The sequence below is a fragment of the Staphylococcus borealis genome (genome assembly GCF_001224225.1).
Classification (GTDB): Bacteria; Bacillota; Bacilli; order Staphylococcales; family Staphylococcaceae; genus Staphylococcus; species Staphylococcus borealis.
Window position 1 is genome coordinate 214,800 of record NZ_CUEE01000001.1, and the last position, 19,629, is coordinate 234,428.

Here is a 19,629-nt window from a genome sequence, read left to right on the forward strand (position 1 = left end):
TCAATACGAATGGCGTCCTACTCCTTATAATCTGAGTTTATTTATTATCTAATTGCTCTAAACGATCACTAATAATTAATTTTAAAATGTTATCAAAGTTGATAGATGGCGTCATATGCAGTGTACCTTGAATATCCATTTCTGAAATCAGGCGTTTCACTTTATTAACAAGGCGTCCATCATATAGAAACATAGGTACAACAATTAATGTTTCATACTGCTTAGCTAATTGGTCTAAATCGTTTCTAAAGGTAATATCACCGTATAATGTTCGACAAAAGACAGGTACGTCTTGCTTTAGCTTCTTACCAAAGGATTTCAACTCATCATGCGCTTGCGTATATGAAAAACTACCATGTGCAATAAGAACAATGGCATGATTTACCGAAGCATCCACATTAACGTCTCGAATTCGTCTTTCAACTAAATCGACCATTAAATCGTGTGTGCCAAGTGGTTCACTAATTTCGTAATGTATTTGTGGATGTGTTTGTTTAATGTGCGCAAGTATATTCGGCACATCTACAATATAATGCATAGCTGAAAAAATTAATAACGGCACCACTTTAAAATGTGTTTCTCCCGCTTGAATTAAACGCCCTATTGTATTCTCAATACTTTTCTCTTCACTCTCTATAAATGCGAGTTCATATTGATAGGTTTCATCTCTTAAGAGCGACTCTAAAAATGCTTCTAACGCTTGATTTTGGTCACCTTTTCTCATACCATGTGCAACTAAAATATTAGCTACCAATCCTGTCATCCCCCTTTAATCCATGTGCAATCACAATTCATTGAATGCGTCATTAAACTTTAAATGTTGATTAAAATCATATGTTTTTCTACTAATCAAGTCAAGTCTGTTGGTTAATTTGTCACTAATAAAAAAAGTTGAGACAAACATAGGGTAGAATTCCTAGTGAATTCATTATCCCAGCCGTTGATCTCAACCAATCCGCCTTATTTATTAATTAAACTATCACGTGAACCATTCAAATAGGCATAAACTAAACCAATAAAGATACCTCCACCGATATAGTTACCAATTAAAGCAAACACAATATTTTTGATAACATCTAACCATGAAAGTGCATCTAAATTATAAAACACCATCCCTGCATATAAGCCTGCATTAAAGACAACGTGTTCATAACCCATAAATACGAACACCACGACTCCTGCTGCAATAAAGAATGCTCTTGCTAATCCTTCTTTAAATAACATAGATACATAAATACCAATATTAATAAAGAAGTTACAAAAGATGGCTTTAACTAAAATATTTAGCCATGTTGATTCTACTGTCTTCATATGTACTGTTTTACTTAAACTGGCAATCATTTCGGGCGTCATTATATGTGTCCCTTTCATTAAGAAAAATAAAATAAATCCGCCAATAATATTTCCAATAAAGCAGAATAAGAAAATGAGTAGCATCTTATTAATAGTAATCGCTCTATAGTACCAGCCTACCGTTAAATACATAAAATTACTGGTCAATAATTCTGAATTGGTTAATACAATTAAAACTAAAGCTAAACTAAACGCAATCGCACCCAATAAATTAACTAATCCTTCGTTAGTTCCAGCAAATTGTGTTTTAATTGCTAACATGAATACAGTTACGATTGCTAATAAAAACCCTGACATCATCGCTTTCAAAGCGTATCGTCCAGGCGTTTTCTTTGCCATAATTTCTTTCGTTTGAACTTGTCCAACAGCCGCTTCTACAATATTACGAGTTGCGTGAGTATCTTCAACCGTTTTATTGTTCTTCAACATATGTATGCCCCCTACATCCTTTTCAAGTTATGTTTCAATTATATATTTTTTAAGAAAACATGAATAGATTAAATTTCATACATCAAAAAAGTGAGATGAGCTCGTGTCGTGTAAACACGAAGTCACCTCACTTTGAGATTTACTATTTTTGTGATTTAAGTCTAGATAAATAACGCAATCCTGTAGCAAAGATACCATAGCCTAATGCAGTTCTTAACACATATTTAATTGCACTATTATCAATCGCTTTTGAATTTAATAGGATTGTAGGGATTAAAGTACTAACTGAAAACAAAGCAAGTACTTTCAAATATCTTTCCTTCATTTCATCAACCTCATTTCATCTACATTATAACGTAAATTTAGTGAGATTTTTTGACATCCTTCTGACTTTTTACGTTTCAATAGTGCATCAAGTTGGTCTAACGTAGAATTCATTCCCGCTTCTACACCCATATCAAGTGCTTGTTGCGCAGCATCTTTCGTTGGAAAAATTGAAGTTGACGTAACACGCGTGCGCTCCTCTGATTCTGAAGTAAAATCCATGAAAATTTGCATACCAGGTAATGTTGTATCTTTTTCACCTTGAGGCGTAGCAAAAAAATCAAAGTATTCAATGTGATGCGGTTTTTCGACTTTTTTATATTCTGTAAGTGTGTAACTTGTTTGTTCTGGCATTTCAATCGCAAAGAAAGCATCTCCACCGGCAACCGGATTAAAACGATATACCTTTGTTTTGCCTCCTTGAGGATGGAACCATTGCTCAAATAACGCTTTCGTTGTGTACGATTCAAACACTTCATTAATTGGTGCTTCGAACGTTCTCGTAAATATAATTTTATTATCTTTGATCTGAATTGACATGTTAATCCCCCTACTTTTAAAAATGACTCACTCTGAATTTACCAGTTATTTATTTTTAATACAAAGATATAAAAAAACTCCCTTCAAAATTCACATGATTTCAATGTCTACTTTGAAGGGAGTCTATGCTTATATGTCGTATTTATTGTGACGAATGATTAGTCTTCAAGTGGAAATTCTAAATCGAATTCAACATGTAAGTCTTTGCCTAATAAGAATCCGCCAGTTTCAAGTTGTTGGTTAAATGTAATACCATATTTTTCACGATTAAGATTACCAGTAATAACTAAACCAGCTGTATTTTTACCGTTAAGTGGGTTTAAGCTAATACCTTTATAATCTAAGTCAAATGTTTCTTCATGTGTTTGGTCTTTCATTGTTAAGTTACCAGTAACTGATTTTTCATCTACTTTTGTAATTTCAAATTTAATTTCTGGATAGTTTTCAGCGTCTAAGAAATCTGCGCTTTTAAGATGATTATCACGATCTGCTACTTTCGTATCAATTGAATTTGCTTTAACAGTAAACGTACCTTGTAATGAACTTAAATCGTTAAAATCACCTGAGATGTTAGCGTCAAATTCGTTAAAACGTCCTTTAACATTTGATACAACTAAGTGTTGAATAGAAAAGTTAACTCCTGAATGTGCTGGGTCTAAATTTAAATTAGCCATGTTTACATACCTCCAATATTTAAATTATGAAACTACGTAGCTGAAAACCAGTACGATAGTTTGTATAATTATTATACTTAGTATAATAAAACAACTTAATTAGAAATACAAGTAAAACGACTCACATTTAAATGATTTAATGTGCTAACATTTCTTCTTTGATATCATCCTTATCTAATGAAGCAGGATAGTACGTTGGCCAGTGATCCATTTCTTTAAGTAATGTTTCATTGTTATCACCCATAAAGATATGGAAATGTTCAGCTTTCTTAGGTGCAATATTATGATCACTAAACTGAACATATTTCGGTAATGATGGCGTATCATTGTTTGTCAATTTATAAATAAATCTTACACCGCGATTACCTTTCTTATAATCTAAGATTTTTTTACCGACATATTCATACGTCCCAGTTACCTTATTCCCATTTTTTTCAAAAGTAATGTTGTCACCTTCAATATGAATGTTAGAAATATCAGTTTTATAACCTTTTTCATAGTATGCTTTATATTCTTTTGCGGTCATACTGCTATCTTCTTCAGATTTATGTTTCATAACATCATCTAAATCACCATTTTTTAAATAAGGATAAACTGATTGCCATTCACCTTCATAATCTGATAGCGCACGATCTTTAACTTGCTCATCTTTAAAATAACCATCTGAAATTGCTTTGTCATGCTTATGTTCAACTTTGTCGTCTTGTACTTTTATATTGGAATCCAATGCTTTATCTAAAGCTTCAATATTTTTGTTCATTAATGTTTGATAATTTATTGATGTGTCTTTGGATTGTTCTTTATTTAGTGACTCCATATTATAGAATTTTAATGGCTTGGCGTTAGTTTCTTTTCTGATTGTCTCAGTCACTTTATTGGCAACATTATCTTCGTATAATATGTATTTAACATTTTTATCATTAATCTCTTTAACTAATTGTGTAAGTGCTTTTTGAGAAGGGTCTTCAGCGTTCATATTTTGAATTCCCTTTTGAACAAAGCCATAGCGATCTGCGAGATAACCTAAAGATTCATGTGAAATAAATACAGCATTACCTTGTTTATCTTTAGTAATGTCTTTTAATTTATTGTCAATGTCATCTAACGATTTTTCTAATTTTTTAAAATTTTTCTCATATTCATTTTTATGTTTTGGATCTTTAGCTACTAACTGATCTTTAATTTCTTTAGCAAAGATTTTATTTTTCTCAGGATCTAACCATACGTGTGGATCATATCCGCCATGATGATGGTGATGATGTTCATGTGAATCTGCATGTTCTTCATCACCGTGTTCATGCTGATCTGTGAGTAATGTTGAACGGTCTAATTTATCTTGTAATGATACTTTCTTTTTATCATCTTTAATTGTTGCTGCAACTTTCTTAGCGACTGGATCTAAATCGTCACCTGTATACACGAATAAATCAGATTTATTAACCTTTAACATGTCTTTCTGAGTTGGTTCATAATCATGTAAGTCTGAGCCAGCAGGATAAATGGATGATACATTCACATGATTACCACCTATTTGTTCTATAAAAGATTGTAAAGGATAAACGGTTGTAGACACATTGATTTTATCGCCATCCTTTGACTCCTTATTAGAACCATCTTCTTTTCCGCAAGCTACTAAAACACATAACATTATAGATAATAAAATGGTAAGACTTAAAAATCGCTTCATATTGCTCCTCCTAAATAGTAATAATTACGATTTAAAAGTATAGCTTCATTTGTATAAAATTACAATAGTTTTTTTAATTTTCTTATTCATCGTTTTAAAGAAATGACATCGATTAAAATAGATTTATTATATTAATCTCTCGATACTTGGTTATCATTATTAGAATCAATGCTTTTGAAATTTAAACCTTCACTTCACGCTAATAGCATGATTTTCTATGCTGGGCCACGCCAGCTTGCTTTGCTTGTGGAATTTCTGAGTGAAATTCTTTTTGCTGGGGCCACGGATGACAAAAACGCCCTTCAAAGTTTCATTTTTCAATGTTAACTTCGAAGGGCGTATATCAATTTTAGTGTTAATGCTTATGACACGTTCAGTTCTGCATTATAAGTATTTCGTCCACTCTTTAACTTTGTATGGATCCTTTACTTTTTTACCATTGATAAAAACAGTTGGAACTGTGTCAATTTTATTATCTTCTGTTAATTTCTTTTGTTCGTCAGCTTTTTTCCAAGCGTCACTATTTTTAGTTTTATATTGTTTTTTAATTTCTGATTTCTGTTGACTTGTAATATCTAATTTATCAATTTCTCTGTCTAAAAAGTCTTCAGTCAGCCACTTTTTATTTTCGTCTTTTTGGTTGGCAAATACATTATGTTGAAATGTTAAGTATTTATTAGGCGCAACCTCTTGTACTGCATTGCCAGCTCTTGAACCAACTATAGAGTCTTTATCTAGAAATCCAGCATTTACAAATTGGTACTCGACTTTATTCGTATCAATATAGTCTTTTTTTATTGTCGGCATGACGTTCTCTTCAACTTTTTTACAGTACGGACATTTAAAATCTCCATACTCAACGATTAAAATCTTCCCATTTTTTGTTTTAGGTGGTTGTTTCTCTTTATTGTTAGCACATGCACTCATGATGACGATGATAACCATCAACATGCTTATAATTGAAATGATTTTCTTCATAGATGCTCCTTTTCATTTTGTATTAATTCATGTTTTCTTCTTTATAATCAGCATCATGTGATTCTATATATTGCTTTGTATCGAAGTTATCCAGATATTTTCCCTTTTTCCCATCAAATTGATATGTGTAGTAATGAACTTCCTCATTATTACTTAATGGCTTATAAGCTAAAACAACATACTTACCATCTTCATAAACATAAATATTCGCATCTTTTTTATCAAAGTGTTTAACCATATCGCCTGTATCATGCTTAGCCATCTGTTCTTGCTTTTGATCTTGCATTTTTACAGCTTTATCTATTTTATCTACATATTTATCATTACCGCATGCTGCTAGCAATACGATACCTAAAGTTAACATAACTAATATACGTTTCATACATTCACTCCTATTGCCCAATTCTATAAATCTCACCTTATACTTCTGTTGCAAATACTATCATACAATGGTTTTAGATTATGCGCTAGTTCATAAAAATTTACATTTCTAAAAATTTTTATTATTATAAATTAAATATAAATTTCCATCTACAACTAAAGTACGATGTAATTTAATTAGTTATTTTGTGTAATAGATGTAGTTATTTGGTAAAATAGATGATAATTCTTAAAAATACAGAGGAGTAGATGAATATGAAATTCGTAACTTTAACATCGGGGGAATTTGAGAAATTTACGTCCAATCATTTCTCACATTATACGCAATCACGAATTCACTTTGATAATAGAAGTGAATTAAAGGGTGATGTACACATTGTAGGTGTCAAAGATGACAGTGACAACGTTATCGCTGCTACATTAATGACTGAAGCGCGTGCATTAAAAGTATTCAAATATTTTTATACACATCGTGGACCGGTAATGGACTACAGTAATATTGAATTGGTTCACTTTTTCTTTAAATCATTAACACGCTATTTAAAAAAGCACAATTGCCTATATGTCTTAGTTGATCCATATATTTTAGAGAACTTACGTAACGCAGACGGAGAAATTTTGGAGAGCTATGATAATCGTGCCGTAATCAAAACGTTGGAAGAACTAGGTTATAAACATCAAGGGTGGTCAGTTGGTTACAGTACAATGAGTCAAATACGTTGGTTATCTATCTTAGATTTAAAAGACAAGTCAGAAGATCAACTACTTAAAGAAATGGACTATCAAACTCGTCGTAATATTAAAAAAACGTATGAAATGGGTGTAAAAGTAAGAACACTTCCTATGGATGAAACAGATACTTTCTTCGAATTGTCCCAAATGGCCGAAGAAAAACATGGTTTCAAATTTAGAGACAAACCTTACTTTTATGAAATGCAAAAAACATACAAAGACCATGCTATGCTTAAACTTGCTTATATCGATTTAAAAGATTATTTATCTACTCTTCAAGAAAAGCATGATACATTAACACAACAATTAGCGGACGTTGATGCAGTGTTGAAAGAAAATCCGAATTCTAAGAAAAATAAAAATAAGCGCACGCAAATACAACAACAAGTTGATAGTAACGAACGTAAATTAAATGAAACGAAAGATAAAATTGACCAAGAAGGCGAAATACTTAATCTAGCCGCTGCTTTATATTTATATAATGACCATGAAGTATATTATCTATCCAGTGGCTCAAACCCTAAATATAATGCGTACATGGGTGCGTATCGCTTACAATGGGACATGATTAAATTTGCGAAAGAACATAACGTTGATCGTTATAATTTCTACGGTATCACTGGTGACTTTAGTGAAAATGCTGAAGACTTCGGTGTTCAACAATTCAAAAAAGGATTCAACGCGAATGTGTATGAATATATTGGTGATTTCATCAAACCTATCAAACCTTTCGCATACCGAGTTATGCAACTTTTAGATCGTAAATAAGCATGATAAAAAACATTTCAACTAAAAAACACTTCCTAAAGTACTCAAATGTACTTTAGGAAGTGTTTTGTTATTAGTCTTCATTGATTACATTTAGGAAGCGACGTAATTCTTCAGTCTTTGGATGATTGAACATCTCGTCTGGAGAACCTTGTTCACCTATACGTCCTTCATGTATAAAGACGATTTTATTTGAGACTTGGCGTGCAAATCGCATTTCATGCGTTACAATCACCATTGTCATACCTTCATCAGCTAATTCCTTGATTACTCTAAGGACATCATTCACTAATTCTGGGTCTAAAGCAGATGTTGGCTCGTCAAATAGCATTACTTGTGGATTCATTGCTAACGCTCTAGCAATGGCTACACGTTGTTGTTGACCACCTGATAGCGCATGTGGGCGTTGATCTTTAACACTTGTTAAACCAACTTTTTCAAGTAACCCCATCGCTCTTTCTTTAGCATCTGCTTTATTCATTTTCTTAACCGTCACTAACCCTTCCATAACATTTTCCAATGCTGATTTATGTGGAAATAGGTTATAACTTTGAAATACCATACCCGATTGCTTGCGTACGCTTATTTGAGACTTTTTATTGTTAGCTGTGTAACTTTCACCATTAACCGTTACGTTACCTTCAGTTGGAATTTCTAAAGCATTAATCATACGTAGTAATGTCGTCTTACCTGAACCAGATCGTCCAATCAGTGTCACGACTTCCCCTTTATCTACATTTAAATCAATACCTTTAATGACTTCTTTATCATTGAACGATTTATGGATACCACTTAATTCAATCATGAGTTATACCCTCTTTCAATATATGATTCATAGAAGCTTTGAATAACTGAAATGATGAAACATACTACCCAATACATAACAGCTACAAGTATATAAATTGTGAAATACTCATAAGTTGTAGAAGCGACTTCTTGAGCTTTACGGAACATTTCTGCTACCAAGATAAAGCCAAGTAATGATGTATCTTTAATTAAACTTAAGAATGTATTACCTAAAGCTGGAATTGAAACACGAATCGCTTGTGGTAATATAATTCTTTGAATGGTTTGTCTATAGTTCATTCCTATAGAATAGGCCGCTTCAGTTTGACCTTTAGGTATCGAAATAATTCCACCACGTATAATTTCTGATGCATACGCACCAACATTAAGAGATAAACCAATGATAGCTGATACAACGGATGATAATGTCCATTGTTCATCAGCGTTACCCGTTAATAAACGCCCTAGTTCAGGAATACCATAAAAGATAATGAATAATTGAACGATCATTGGTGTACCACGAATAATTGACACATAAACACGTGCAATACCTTTTAAAACTTTACTTGTTGAAATACGCATTAACGCTGTAAATAAAGCAATGATCAAACCTAAGATAAATGTAACAATGGTAATTGGAATAGAATATTTTAATAATCCTTCCAACATCGGTCCAAATGCTTGCCCTGCCGCATCTAATGCATGTTGTTGTTGACTATTTAGGCTCAGAAACATTTTCACCGAACCATTTCTTACCAATTTTTGCTAATTCGCCATTTTCTTTTAATGTTTTAATGCCATCATTGAAATCAGATACAACTTTTTCATCAACATCTTTATTAAATGCAAATGCTGATTTACTTTGTTCTGCATTACCTTTGATTGCTTTGATTTTAGCATTTGGTTTTTGTTTTTTATAGTCTAAGTAAGATAAGCTATCGTTAAATGTACCATCAACACGATTTGATAATAATAAGTCCATCGCTTGGTTAAAGCCATCAACTTTCGTAATATCTGCGCCTTTATCTTTAGCTAATTGACCATAGTTTGACGTAAATGTTTGCGCCATTTTCTTACCTTTAACATCATCAAATGATTTGATATCTTTTTCATTTTCACGAACTACTAAAACTGCGCTTGAATACGTGTAAGGTGTAGAGAATTTATATTTATTCTCTCTTTCTTTATTTACACCTACTTGGTTAGCAATCACATCAAAACGTTTAGCGTCTAAGCCAGCAAACATTGAATCCCATGATGTTTCATTGAATTTAAGTTTGTAACCTTTTTCTTTTGCAACTGCTTTGATGACATCAATATCGTAACCAGTTAATTTGTCTTGTTTATTATGGAAAGTGAATGGTGCATATGTACCTTCAGTTCCTACTTTCAGTGTTTTACTATCACTATTGCTACTACTTGATTTAGAATCACTATTTTTATCTGATGATCCTCCATTTCCACAAGCAGCTAACACAAAGATAAGTGCTAAAGCAACAAATAAAAGTCTTTTCATCTACCTTGTCCTCCATATTCCTATTAGATTAGTCAGAATAAATTAATTCTAATCTCATAGGTAGGAATAGTCAACATTATTTTTATGTTTAATTAAGTGTTCAGAATGTTTGGATATTAATGACAATAAAAAGAGACCAAGACATAAAGCGTTTATGTTTTAGGAAGACATGGATGACATTCCTAAAGCTACATTGGAATATCAAGTATTTTCCAAATCACGCTCGTCTTGATCTCTTATCGTTTCGTGCAATAAATTATTAACTTATTGATCTTCCAACTTCGCTTCAGCCTTTACTTTTTTCTTGCTTTTAATTAAAAATGTAAGCAATAAACTAATAATCGTAATTATTACAGCAAACATAAACCCTGAATGGTAACCATGAAGCATAGCATCAATCTGTATTTGTCCTGCCGTTTCAGTTTTATTCATACAGTGATAATCACTCATTGTCGGTTGAAAGTTTTTACTTGCTGTACTTAATATCGTAATCAAGCCTGCTGTTCCAATTGAACCGGCAATTTGTTGAATGGTATTTGTCATTGACGAACCATGTGCATTAAGTTCTGGTGTTAGTTGATTCATTGTATGTGTCATAATTGGCATTAAGCCCAATGCGATACCAATCATACGAATTGCATAAATCGTAGCTAACATAATGGTTGACGTATGCTCGTCCATCACTACAAAGTACGATGTCGTTACAAGTACAATAAACATACCTATAATCGCTAATACTTTAGCCCCAAATGTTTCATATAACCACCCTGAAATAATCGACATGATGGCCATCACAATGGCACCTGGAAGTAAGATAAGTCCTGAGTCAATCGGTGTTCGACCTAGCAAGTTTTGTACAAACATTGGCAATACTGTTTCAGAACCAATCATTGAAATCATGGTTGCAGCCATTATCGATAATCCAACTGCAAACTCTTTATTCTTAAAAACTTTAAAGCTCAATAACGGATTATCAAGTTTTTCTTGGCGCCAAATAAACAAACCTACTAATATTAAGCCACCAATAACCGTGGTCAAGACAAGCGGATCATCCCATCCATCACTAGAAATAGAACTTACACCGTATAACAATCCACCAAAACCTAGTATTGATAATGCGATAGAAATGAGATCGATAGGTGTTCTAACGGTTGTTCCTACATTTTTAATAATTTTTAATGCAATCAGAAATGTGATTGCTGAAATCGGGGCAACGACATGGAACAATGATCGCCAATTAAAATATTCCACTAAATAACCAGATAATGTAGGTCCAATGGCTGGAGCAAGACCTATAACGAGTCCAAACATCCCCATATATTTACCACGTTCATGCGGTTGAAAGATATCTAGAATGGTCGTCATCATCAATGGCATCATAATACCTGAGCCTAAAGCTTGTATAATTCGTGCAATTAAAAGTATCGTAAAGTTCGGACTAAAACCACCTAGCATCGTCCCAAGGAAGAAGATGACAATTCCAGTTAAGAAGACTTGTCTCGTAGAGTATCGCTGTATAATAAATGCAGATAACGGAATGACAACACCATTAGTGAGTAAGAATGCTGTTGTTAACCATTGAACTTGTGAATATTCAATATTGAAATCCTTCATGATACTCGGCAATGCTGTGGTAAGTAATGTTTCATTAAGCAATCCAAAGAATCCACCAAGTAACATTGTAAATATCATTGCTAATTTTTGTTTATGTGACATACTATTCCCCTTTTATCTATTTATGCGCTCAATAGAACCATTTGACTATTATACATATCATTTTTTGATTTTCATATACGATATTAATATTATTTTTATAAATCGTAATAATTCCTATTTACATTTTTACTATTTTCCTTTATGCTTTTAAAAAGGAGGAATCAAATATGAAACTAGATTTACAAACAGCACGTCGTAATTTGAACAGTCCTAATATCAAAACGCGCAAGCGTGCATTAAAAATCATCAAACAACACAAACGCAATCGTAAATCAGCTTAATACAATCCATTTCTTCCATAAATAACTCCTAAAAAGGAGTAGCACATGTAATCTATCGCATAGCATTACTTGTACTACTCCTTTAATTTATGAATTATAAATAATAATGATCAATGACATTTAAATTGTCATCTAATTCGTAAATGAGCGGTGCACCTGTTTTAATTTCATATCCAATAATATCTTCATCAGATACATTATCCAAATATTTAATTAACGCACGAATTGAATTACCATGTGCAGCGACTAAAACAGTTTCTCCATCTAATAGATGTTGAGAAATTTTATCTGTCCAAATGGGTACCACTCGTTCTAATGTCGTTTTTAAACTTTCTGAATAAGGCATCATACGATGATCTAAATGTCTATAACGGCGATCTTTTAAATAAGATTCACGTTGTTCTTCAGTTTGTGCAGGTGGTTTAACATCATATGAACGTCGCCATTGATGCACTTGCTCTTCACCAAATTCTTTACGTGCTTCATCTTTATTAAGTCCTTGTAATTTACCATAATGGCGTTCATTTAAACGCCAACTCTTATGGACTGGAATCCATTCTTGATCTGATTCAGCTAATAAAAACTGAGTTGTTTCTAATGCTCTCGTTAATAATGAAGTAAACGCTACATCAATTTCAATGCCATTTTCTTTTAATTTACGCCCAGATGTTATGGCTTCATTACGTCCCTGTTCAGATAGTTGAACATCTTCCCAACCTGTAAATAAATTTTTAGCATTCCATTCACTTTGACCGTGACGACATAAAATTAATTTTGGCATGTAAAACACCTTCCTATACGTTAGATCGATTGTATGATTTCCTTTAGCATGTCATCAATCAATGCCTAACTTCTAATTTAAAATTTACTTCCCTATGCTTTGCAACAAGTGACTTACTCTTTTTCTATTACATTTATTATAAAACTATTTCGCCAAATTTCATAATATCTAAGATTCAATCCCTGAATGCCATAAATGACGTCATTTTGTCATGTTCGTTATCTTCAGTACATCTTTGATATGTTTTTTTGATTTTGTAGTAACCTATGTCATCAATTAAGGTGCTATAGTGTATCTACCGTAATCAACAGCAAGACATATTGGGATACCGTGACTAAATGCTATTAATTCAAAGCGCTGACTAAAATTGCGCATCGTTTCGCTTAAGTCCCTATGCATTTAAGTCAGCTACTGTGAATACTTTGGTTAATTCATAATATTGTATTACCTTAGCCTAAATTTAGTATTTTTAGTTACATTACAAAAACCAATTTTAAAGGAGATTATTTAATATGAAGAAATCAATATTTACGTTAATGACGATGGTATCTTTAGGTGCCGCAGGATTGCAATCAGGTCAAGCGCACGCAAGTGAAATGACACACAACCAACACCAATCATGTCAATATAATCAACATACACAGTTACAACACACTCAACCTTCACAACAAGGTCAATATTCAAACGTAGCATCAGCAGCAACTACATCTTCAAATACTACTGATACTTCATCAGAAAATACTGCATCAACTAGTAATACTACTGCTTCTAGTGATGAAAGTTCATCTTCAGTATATAAACAATTTATCGCAGCTGGAGGAACGCAAGAACTATGGGAGAAAATTGTCTTACCTGAATCCGGTGGAGATCCTAATGCGTCTAACGGACAATATCATGGCTTAGGACAAACCAATCAATCTTGGGGATATGGTTCAGTTGAAACTCAAACTAAAGGCATGATTTCATATGCTAAAGAACGCTATGGCTCTATTGAAGCTGCGATTAGTTTCCGTGAATCAAACGGATGGTGGTAACAGCCAATATAAATAAATGAACATATATTAAGAAAAGGCTGGGACAAAATTCCTAGCAAAAATGCCAGTAAATGAGTTTTTATAAATTCATTTACTGGCTTCTTCATTTACAATACTTCGTATTGTTGGCTCGCTTGCCCAACGTGCTTTGCTTGTAGAAACTGATTAACTCAGTTTCTCTGTGTTGGGGCCCTTCTTATGCGACAGCTTCAGCCTGTAGTCCTCTAAAGAAATTCTTAGATGCATATTCACTCATTTTAGTTGCGACGCTTTCCTGTGGGAAAGGCTCTAAAGTAGTTCTTTGATTTTAATCATTAGAACTACTTACTTAAGTGTGTAAACACTTAAGTTCCTCAACCCCAGCAGAGAGAATTTCATTAAGAAATTCCACAAGCAAAGCAAGCTGGGAGAGAGACGACGAATTTAAAAGAATTCTGTCTCACTCCCCTAATCAATCATTTGATTTAACGTGTCTGGTTCGGGATGAACGTACACGGAAGAAATGCCTTTACTATGTAAGTGATTTTCTACTTTATCACAAATGTCATGTGCCTGTTGCAGTGATAAATGTGCATCAACAACAATTGTTACATCTAAAAAGATGCTACTGCCATGGTAACGTCCCTTAAGATTATTCACGTCTTTAACGTCTTCTACTTCTAAAACAACATTACGGTATTCTTCAAGATCTTGCTCATTGAAACCATCACTCAGTGCAAATATTGACTCCTTAAAAATACTAAAACCTGTATAAATAATTAAAAGTCCTAAAACCGTCGCTAATATGACATCGACGATAGATAATCCGAATTGGGTAAATACTAAACCAATCGCAGTCCCTATACTAACAAGACCATCTGACAAATTATCTTTTGCCGCGGAATTTAATGAGCTACTCTTGGTCTTCTGAGCCAGTCTATGATTGATTGCAAAGACACCAATCATAATAAGTCCACTGATTAAACTCACAAAAATTGTAATGACATTTGGTGTATGATGTTCATTCGTAAATATTCGAGGTACGTTTTCAATCACAACTTGAATACCCACAAACATAATAATAAATGATACTAATAGTGTAGAGATATTTTCAGATTTCAAATGACCATAAGGATGATTTTTATCTGCTGGCTTAATTGAAATTTTCAACCCAACAATGACAGCAATAGATACAATAATATCTGTCATATTATTCAAAGCGTCTGCTCTAACTGCTGCTGAATCAAATACAAAGCCTGTTATATATTTAGAAACAGATAGAATGATATAAACTACTAAACTTAAATAAGCACCTCTTTGCGCTAATTTAAGATTTTCACTTTGAGACATGTTGTCTACCACCTTAAATGCTTTAATATCAATAGTATGTACCATCGAAAGATGATTGACAACGTTTTTTAATTTCTATAAATTTCATATATTTAGGCGAATTAAATTTTTCGCAAAACCTAAATATTAATTAAGTTGTTACCCCTAATAATCATTCAATTTATGGTCTGTCGCTGTCACTGTTGTAATAGTTAAATATAATGGCTTCTTTTTAATCTTTTAAGATCCATTTTGAAACTATAAACGTAATTGGAATTGTGATAATTAACCCAACAAATGGTGCGATTTCAGACGGAAATTGAAACCACTTAACAAACACATATAGTAAGAGTGTTTGCATTCCCATATTAATGACTTGTGTTAAAGGAAAGCTTAAAAATTTCTTTAAAGTTGGCGTTACTTTATAAACAAAATAACAATTCAAATAGTAAGAAATTACGAAACTCACTAAGAAACCAACAATGTGACTGATCATATAATTCACATGACATAATTTTAATAATATAAGATACACAATATAATAATTAAGGGTATTAATCCCCCCCACAATTATAAATTTAATAATCTCTAAGTGGGTTTGAGTCAACTTCATCGTGATTCTCCTTTGTCGTCATTCTCTTTAATCTTCAAACGGCAATATTTTAAATGAATATTTCTCTGAAATGTGATGAAACTCTTTGAAGTTAGTTACATCCGCTTCATCTGCTGGTGTCATTTCAAATAAATACGTTTCATATGGCAAATGTGATAATTTAATGTGACGTTGATTGTTACTCATTTGTGCGTGCACATCTTCTAGTCTCTGTTCACTACGAATGTGTATATCAGTGAAAATAAACATATTTACAATTGCAAAAATAATTATACAACTTTTTAGAATATTATAATGTTTCAAAGTCAAAAAGTTTAATTCTGAAATTAAAATAATGAGTATTATCATACTAAATAGATAAGCCAAATAAAACTGTCTAACTGAAACTTCAGTAATTAATACAACTGGTAATACACTTAGTGGAATTGAAATCAACGACATATTTACCAACAACCGATTGTATGGTGTGTGAACGATGAGCTTGCATGATATGACAACACTCACCATAAATATCAGACACAATACAATATGAATGACTTCAAGCGTCAGTGTTTCAGATAGTTGTTTCACATTGAAAGGTTCATATATAACGAATTTATAGATAGGTAATACACACATGCCTATTTGTAAACTGAATTGTTTCTTTTTAGACCATGTTGAGAACGTGCTACTTCTTAAAAGTAATATTATAATGATAATTACGATTAAAGATAAAATCGTATTATTATTAAAAAACAAATTGTTTGGAATATCTTTGAGAAGCGATGATTCAAATTTGTGAGTCAACCCTAACATATCTAAGTGGCCTCTTAACGCCTCGACACTTGAATAAATATAAATATATTTTTCATTTAATAACATGATCATTGCACCGCATAATGACAACAACCATCCAAGTACCAAACTGTAGTCAAGTTTATGGTAACGTATCGCATAGTAAATGATGCCAACCAATAATATTGCAGTATTATAAAACGTTAGAGGTTCAGCAAACCACTGTCCTAATATACATATTCCCCAAAAGATAAACGCATCTATACGGCTATATTCTTCTTTCTTAAGTAATCCTTTCAATATAAAACTTAATAGATATAGTGAAAAACATGACCCAAAAACATACGTATAAAAAAATTCAAAGTTACCATAGCTTTGTGAAAATAAAGAATTGGGTATAATAAATAATAAAACCATAATGACAATTAAAATGTTTGTGTTACTTATTTGATTCAATAACTTTAATAACAGTAACACGATAAAGATTGAAATAAGTGCAAATGACATGGTCCGCATTACTATAGAATGAACACTTGCGAATTCTAATATATTGCTAATGTACCGTCCATTAAAATTTTCAAATGCGTTACTAACGACCTGTATGCCGTGGGTACTCCCCCAAAACCAATCCGTACTATGTAAAGGGATAATGAAACCTAAGTATCCGTAAAATAGGATTAATCCAATCATCCAGATGTAAAATTCATGTTGTTTAAGTCTATGCATGTTGAACTCCTTTATGTCAGAAGGTTTGATTTTAAATTACAATCAACCTCTCATAATCGATTATATTATATTCTTATTTTATCAATTATACATTTAAATATTATTTTATACTATACCAATACTAGGAGGTTTGCGAAGATGAATCTTAAAAAAATAGTCATTGCTACTGATTCATTTAAAGAGAGTATGTCAGCTAAGGAAGCTGGTTTAGCCATTCAAGATGGTTTTAAAGCAGTATTTGATGATGCGATTCACTATGACATTATCCCAATGGCTGATGGTGGTGAAGGCACAACAGATGCATTAAAAGAAGCGCTTAATGCTAAAACCTATACGATTCCTGTACACGATCCATTGCATAGAAGTATTGAAGCGTCATATGCCCGCTCGGATGATGATCAAATTGCCATTATTGAAATGGCAGCATCATCTGGATTAGATTTATTATCAAAAGACGAACGTAACCCACTCATTACATCAACTTATGGTGTAGGCGAAATGATATTAGATGCACTAAATCACCATGTTAGCAAAATTATTCTAGGCATTGGTGGAAGTGCTACTAATGATGGTGGTAGCGGTATGTTATGTGCATTAGGTGCGCAATTTCTAGATGCGCAACACCAACCTTTACAATTAGGTGGTGGTTATTTATCTGAGCTAGCACATATAGACATATCAAATCTAGATCAAAGACTGAAGGACGTTACATTTGAGGTTGCTTGTGACGTAACAAACCCATTACTAGGACCTAATGGTGCAACTGAAGTTTACGGTCCACAAAAAGGTGCTGACGCTAAGATGATACCAAAGTTGGATTCCGCACTAGCGACCTATCATGATATGATAGAACAAGAATTAAATCTAAATGTTAAAGATATTCCAGGTGCTGGTGCCGCTGGAGGATTGGGTACGGGTATTCTTGCATTCTTCAATGCGTCACTTTCTAAAGGCATTGACATTGTGTTAAAGGAAACGGACTTTTCGAGAAGAGTGCAAGACGCAGACCTTGTTATTACTGGCGAAGGTAAAATGGATGCGCAAACTGTCTTTGGTAAGACACCCATTGGGGTAGCAAAAGCAGCAAAAGTACATCATATTCCAGTGATAGCTATTTGTGGAAGTCTTGGCGAAGGGTATCAGGATGTTTACAATCATGGTATTGATAGCGCATTTAGTTTAATTGAACAACCTGAAGCATTACCATCGCTATTAAGTAATGGTAAGCGCAACATGACACATACTGCTGAAAATATTGCTCGACTACTGAAACAAATTATTTGAAATATGAGGTGACTAGCATGAAACGAACAGATAAATATAAAGATTCTTACAAATATGATGAACAATATCGCAAGCGTAATCGACAAAGTGCCGATGAACGTACACGTCATGAGCGACGTGAAAGCCAAGAAGCGTATAATCGTAGCAATGCACGTTATCGTGATGATGATCCTAGATATCAAAATGATGACCAACGCTACCATGATGACTATGACGATCAAGCGCGTTATGAACGCCGTAATGATGACTATGACGACAATGGAAACAGATATTATAATGACCGTGACTTCAGACGTGAGCAACAATTAGAAGAAGAAAATGAAAAAAATAAAAAATCCAAAAAATGGCTTATAGCTATTATTGCAATATTGCTTATTATCGTAGCAATATTTGCGACGAGAGCGCTATTTAACCACAATAGTGGTAATGAACAACAAACGAATACGACTTCAAATGACAACCAAGTATCTAAAGACTATAAAAACGAAGTAGAAAATCAAAGTGATAGCATTAAACAACAAGTCGAACAGGCCAAAAATGACATTAAAGACAAAGTAGATACAGACTCAAGAATCAAACAAATTCAAGATGATATTAATAGTTTAAAAAATAGTGAACAAACAGGCGAAGATTCTAAATTGACTAAATTTTATCAAGATCAAGTAAATAAATTGAAAGAAGCGAATAACGCGCAACAAAATAACGAAAGTCAAAGTAAAGTAAATGACTTACTTAATGATGTGAATACAAAATTTGATGAAATTAAAGAGAAATTAAATAGTATACTTGGTAACTCAAGTGATACAAATGCACAGTGATAAACCCATAAATACATCACATACAACATAATACGCTACATCTACATTGCAAATACGTTATCGTAGACGATATTGAGAAGATAGATAAAGCATATTTTCTAAGATATGCGTACCGTTATAAGGGAC

The 19,629-nt window shown here is 32.8% G+C and carries 20 protein-coding genes and 1 pseudogene; 5 read left to right on the plus strand and 16 right to left on the minus strand.

Annotated elements, in window-relative coordinates; translation table 11 throughout:
* Positions 1 to 37 precede the first annotated feature (37 nt).
* The 8 genes and pseudogenes from AK212_RS01130 to AK212_RS01165 all read right to left on the minus strand — a co-directional run bounded on the left by AK212_RS01130 (position 38) and on the right by AK212_RS01165 (position 6,367).
* Complete coding sequence (locus AK212_RS01130) at positions 38 to 754, minus strand: sirohydrochlorin chelatase (protein ID WP_053028704.1); 717 nt, start codon at positions 752 to 754, stop codon at positions 38 to 40.
* A 206-nt stretch (positions 755 to 960) separates the two neighbouring features.
* Positions 961 to 1,782 carry a formate/nitrite transporter family protein gene (locus tag AK212_RS01135; protein ID WP_053028705.1) on the minus strand — a complete coding sequence of 274 codons (822 nt, stop codon included), beginning with the start codon at positions 1,780 to 1,782 and terminating at the stop codon, positions 961 to 963.
* 142 nt (positions 1,783 to 1,924) lie between these two features.
* A complete protein-coding gene (locus AK212_RS01140; protein WP_053028706.1) occupies positions 1,925 to 2,107 on the minus strand; it encodes a hypothetical protein in 183 nt (60 codons plus the stop codon).
* A gap of 74 nt (positions 2,108 to 2,181) precedes the next feature.
* Positions 2,182 to 2,646, minus strand: a pseudogene (locus tag AK212_RS01145) (SRPBCC family protein); the annotation flags it as partial.
* Between the two features lie 158 nt (positions 2,647 to 2,804).
* The gene (locus AK212_RS01150; RefSeq protein WP_053028707.1) at positions 2,805 to 3,320 is read right to left on the minus strand and encodes a YceI family protein; all 516 of its coding nucleotides are present in this window, start codon (positions 3,318 to 3,320) and stop codon (positions 2,805 to 2,807) included.
* 136 nt (positions 3,321 to 3,456) lie between these two features.
* A complete protein-coding gene (gene adcA, locus AK212_RS01155) occupies positions 3,457 to 5,007 on the minus strand; it encodes a zinc ABC transporter substrate-binding lipoprotein AdcA (RefSeq protein ID WP_053028708.1) in 1,551 nt (516 codons plus the stop codon).
* 384 nt (positions 5,008 to 5,391) lie between these two features.
* Positions 5,392 to 5,985, minus strand: coding sequence for a DsbA family protein (locus tag AK212_RS01160; RefSeq protein WP_053028709.1), 594 nt, complete (start codon positions 5,983 to 5,985; stop codon positions 5,392 to 5,394).
* Between the two features lie 22 nt (positions 5,986 to 6,007).
* A complete protein-coding gene (locus tag AK212_RS01165) occupies positions 6,008 to 6,367 on the minus strand; it encodes a DUF4467 domain-containing protein (RefSeq protein ID WP_053028710.1) in 360 nt (119 codons plus the stop codon).
* A gap of 254 nt (positions 6,368 to 6,621) precedes the next feature.
* On the opposite strand from AK212_RS01165, the gene AK212_RS01170 reads away from it, so the two are divergent.
* On the plus strand, positions 6,622 to 7,866 hold the full coding sequence (locus AK212_RS01170; protein ID WP_053028711.1) for an aminoacyltransferase: 1,245 nt from the start codon (positions 6,622 to 6,624) through the stop codon (positions 7,864 to 7,866).
* 73 nt (positions 7,867 to 7,939) lie between these two features.
* Here the strand turns inward: AK212_RS01170 and AK212_RS01175 are convergent, their stop codons facing one another.
* The 4 genes from AK212_RS01175 to AK212_RS01190 form a co-directional block, all read right to left on the minus strand.
* Entirely contained in the window at positions 7,940 to 8,671 is a 732-nt protein-coding gene (locus AK212_RS01175; protein WP_053028712.1) for an amino acid ABC transporter ATP-binding protein, read from the minus strand.
* The gene (locus AK212_RS01180; RefSeq protein WP_053029051.1) at positions 8,668 to 9,387 is read right to left on the minus strand and encodes an amino acid ABC transporter permease; all 720 of its coding nucleotides are present in this window, start codon (positions 9,385 to 9,387) and stop codon (positions 8,668 to 8,670) included. The genes AK212_RS01175 and AK212_RS01180 overlap by 4 nt, the downstream gene beginning before the upstream one ends.
* Positions 9,368 to 10,168 carry a transporter substrate-binding domain-containing protein gene (locus AK212_RS01185; protein ID WP_053028713.1) on the minus strand — a complete coding sequence of 267 codons (801 nt, stop codon included), beginning with the start codon at positions 10,166 to 10,168 and terminating at the stop codon, positions 9,368 to 9,370. Before AK212_RS01185 ends, AK212_RS01180 begins: the two co-directional genes overlap by 20 nt.
* A 264-nt stretch (positions 10,169 to 10,432) precedes the next feature.
* A complete protein-coding gene (locus tag AK212_RS01190) occupies positions 10,433 to 11,884 on the minus strand; it encodes an MDR family MFS transporter (RefSeq protein ID WP_053028714.1) in 1,452 nt (483 codons plus the stop codon).
* A 167-nt stretch (positions 11,885 to 12,051) separates the two neighbouring features.
* Here AK212_RS01190 and AK212_RS13305 point away from each other — a divergent pair, with 167 nt between their 5' ends.
* Positions 12,052 to 12,165 carry a putative metal homeostasis protein gene (locus AK212_RS13305; RefSeq protein WP_107629047.1) on the plus strand — a complete coding sequence of 38 codons (114 nt, stop codon included), beginning with the start codon at positions 12,052 to 12,054 and terminating at the stop codon, positions 12,163 to 12,165.
* Between the two features lie 94 nt (positions 12,166 to 12,259).
* Here the strand turns inward: AK212_RS13305 and AK212_RS01195 are convergent, their stop codons facing one another.
* The gene (locus AK212_RS01195) at positions 12,260 to 12,946 is read right to left on the minus strand and encodes a 2,3-diphosphoglycerate-dependent phosphoglycerate mutase (protein ID WP_011274961.1); all 687 of its coding nucleotides are present in this window, start codon (positions 12,944 to 12,946) and stop codon (positions 12,260 to 12,262) included.
* Positions 12,947 to 13,458: 512 nt separating this feature from the next.
* On the opposite strand from AK212_RS01195, the gene AK212_RS01200 reads away from it, so the two are divergent.
* A complete protein-coding gene (locus AK212_RS01200; protein ID WP_053028715.1) occupies positions 13,459 to 13,980 on the plus strand; it encodes an aggregation-promoting factor C-terminal-like domain-containing protein in 522 nt (173 codons plus the stop codon).
* Between the two features lie 447 nt (positions 13,981 to 14,427).
* On the opposite strand, the gene AK212_RS01205 is transcribed toward AK212_RS01200, so the two are convergent.
* From AK212_RS01205 to AK212_RS01215, 3 genes are all read right to left on the minus strand, one after another.
* Entirely contained in the window at positions 14,428 to 15,309 is an 882-nt protein-coding gene (locus tag AK212_RS01205; protein WP_053028716.1) for a cation diffusion facilitator family transporter, read from the minus strand.
* 211 nt (positions 15,310 to 15,520) lie between these two features.
* Entirely contained in the window at positions 15,521 to 15,901 is a 381-nt protein-coding gene (locus AK212_RS01210) for a GtrA family protein (RefSeq protein WP_053028717.1), read from the minus strand.
* 27 nt (positions 15,902 to 15,928) lie between these two features.
* Positions 15,929 to 17,401 (minus strand): hypothetical protein, encoded by a 1,473-nt coding sequence (locus tag AK212_RS01215; RefSeq protein ID WP_053028718.1) that lies wholly within the window; start codon positions 17,399 to 17,401, stop codon positions 15,929 to 15,931.
* 138 nt (positions 17,402 to 17,539) lie between these two features.
* Between AK212_RS01215 and AK212_RS01220 the strand changes: the two genes are divergently transcribed.
* Both AK212_RS01220 and AK212_RS01225 read left to right on the plus strand, forming a co-directional pair.
* A complete protein-coding gene (locus tag AK212_RS01220; protein WP_053028719.1) occupies positions 17,540 to 18,685 on the plus strand; it encodes a glycerate kinase in 1,146 nt (381 codons plus the stop codon).
* Positions 18,686 to 18,702: 17 nt separating this feature from the next.
* The gene (locus tag AK212_RS01225) at positions 18,703 to 19,503 is read left to right on the plus strand and encodes a hypothetical protein (protein WP_053028720.1); all 801 of its coding nucleotides are present in this window, start codon (positions 18,703 to 18,705) and stop codon (positions 19,501 to 19,503) included.
* Positions 19,504 to 19,629: the final 126 nt, after the last annotated feature.

What these genes read in the sequence shown, in the direction of transcription:
- AK212_RS01185 (WP_053028713.1), bottom strand. Translation starts at nt 10,168, where the DNA reads ATGAAAAGACTTTTATTTGTTGCTTTAGCACTTATCTTTGTGTTAGCT.
- AK212_RS01210 (WP_053028717.1), bottom strand. Translation starts at nt 15,901, where the DNA reads ATGAAGTTGACTCAAACCCACTTAGAGATTATTAAATTTATAATTGTG.
- AK212_RS01195 (WP_011274961.1), bottom strand. Translation starts at nt 12,946, where the DNA reads ATGCCAAAATTAATTTTATGTCGTCACGGTCAAAGTGAATGGAATGCT.
- AK212_RS01200 (WP_053028715.1), top strand. Translation starts at nt 13,459, where the DNA reads ATGAAGAAATCAATATTTACGTTAATGACGATGGTATCTTTAGGTGCC.
- AK212_RS01135 (WP_053028705.1), bottom strand. Translation starts at nt 1,782, where the DNA reads ATGTTGAAGAACAATAAAACGGTTGAAGATACTCACGCAACTCGTAAT.
- AK212_RS01175 (WP_053028712.1), bottom strand. Translation starts at nt 8,671, where the DNA reads ATGATTGAATTAAGTGGTATCCATAAATCGTTCAATGATAAAGAAGTC.
- adcA (WP_053028708.1), bottom strand. Translation starts at nt 5,007, where the DNA reads ATGAAGCGATTTTTAAGTCTTACCATTTTATTATCTATAATGTTATGT.
- AK212_RS01205 (WP_053028716.1), bottom strand. Translation starts at nt 15,309, where the DNA reads ATGTCTCAAAGTGAAAATCTTAAATTAGCGCAAAGAGGTGCTTATTTA.
- AK212_RS01150 (WP_053028707.1), bottom strand. Translation starts at nt 3,320, where the DNA reads ATGGCTAATTTAAATTTAGACCCAGCACATTCAGGAGTTAACTTTTCT.
- AK212_RS01215 (WP_053028718.1), bottom strand. Translation starts at nt 17,401, where the DNA reads ATGCATAGACTTAAACAACATGAATTTTACATCTGGATGATTGGATTA.
- AK212_RS01225 (WP_053028720.1), top strand. Translation starts at nt 18,703, where the DNA reads ATGAAACGAACAGATAAATATAAAGATTCTTACAAATATGATGAACAA.
- AK212_RS01180 (WP_053029051.1), bottom strand. Translation starts at nt 9,387, where the DNA reads ATGTTTCTGAGCCTAAATAGTCAACAACAACATGCATTAGATGCGGCA.
- AK212_RS01170 (WP_053028711.1), top strand. Translation starts at nt 6,622, where the DNA reads ATGAAATTCGTAACTTTAACATCGGGGGAATTTGAGAAATTTACGTCC.
- AK212_RS01160 (WP_053028709.1), bottom strand. Translation starts at nt 5,985, where the DNA reads ATGAAGAAAATCATTTCAATTATAAGCATGTTGATGGTTATCATCGTC.
- AK212_RS01165 (WP_053028710.1), bottom strand. Translation starts at nt 6,367, where the DNA reads ATGAAACGTATATTAGTTATGTTAACTTTAGGTATCGTATTGCTAGCA.
- AK212_RS13305 (WP_107629047.1), top strand. Translation starts at nt 12,052, where the DNA reads ATGAAACTAGATTTACAAACAGCACGTCGTAATTTGAACAGTCCTAAT.
- AK212_RS01220 (WP_053028719.1), top strand. Translation starts at nt 17,540, where the DNA reads ATGAATCTTAAAAAAATAGTCATTGCTACTGATTCATTTAAAGAGAGT.
- AK212_RS01190 (WP_053028714.1), bottom strand. Translation starts at nt 11,884, where the DNA reads ATGTCACATAAACAAAAATTAGCAATGATATTTACAATGTTACTTGGT.
- AK212_RS01140 (WP_053028706.1), bottom strand. Translation starts at nt 2,107, where the DNA reads ATGAAGGAAAGATATTTGAAAGTACTTGCTTTGTTTTCAGTTAGTACT.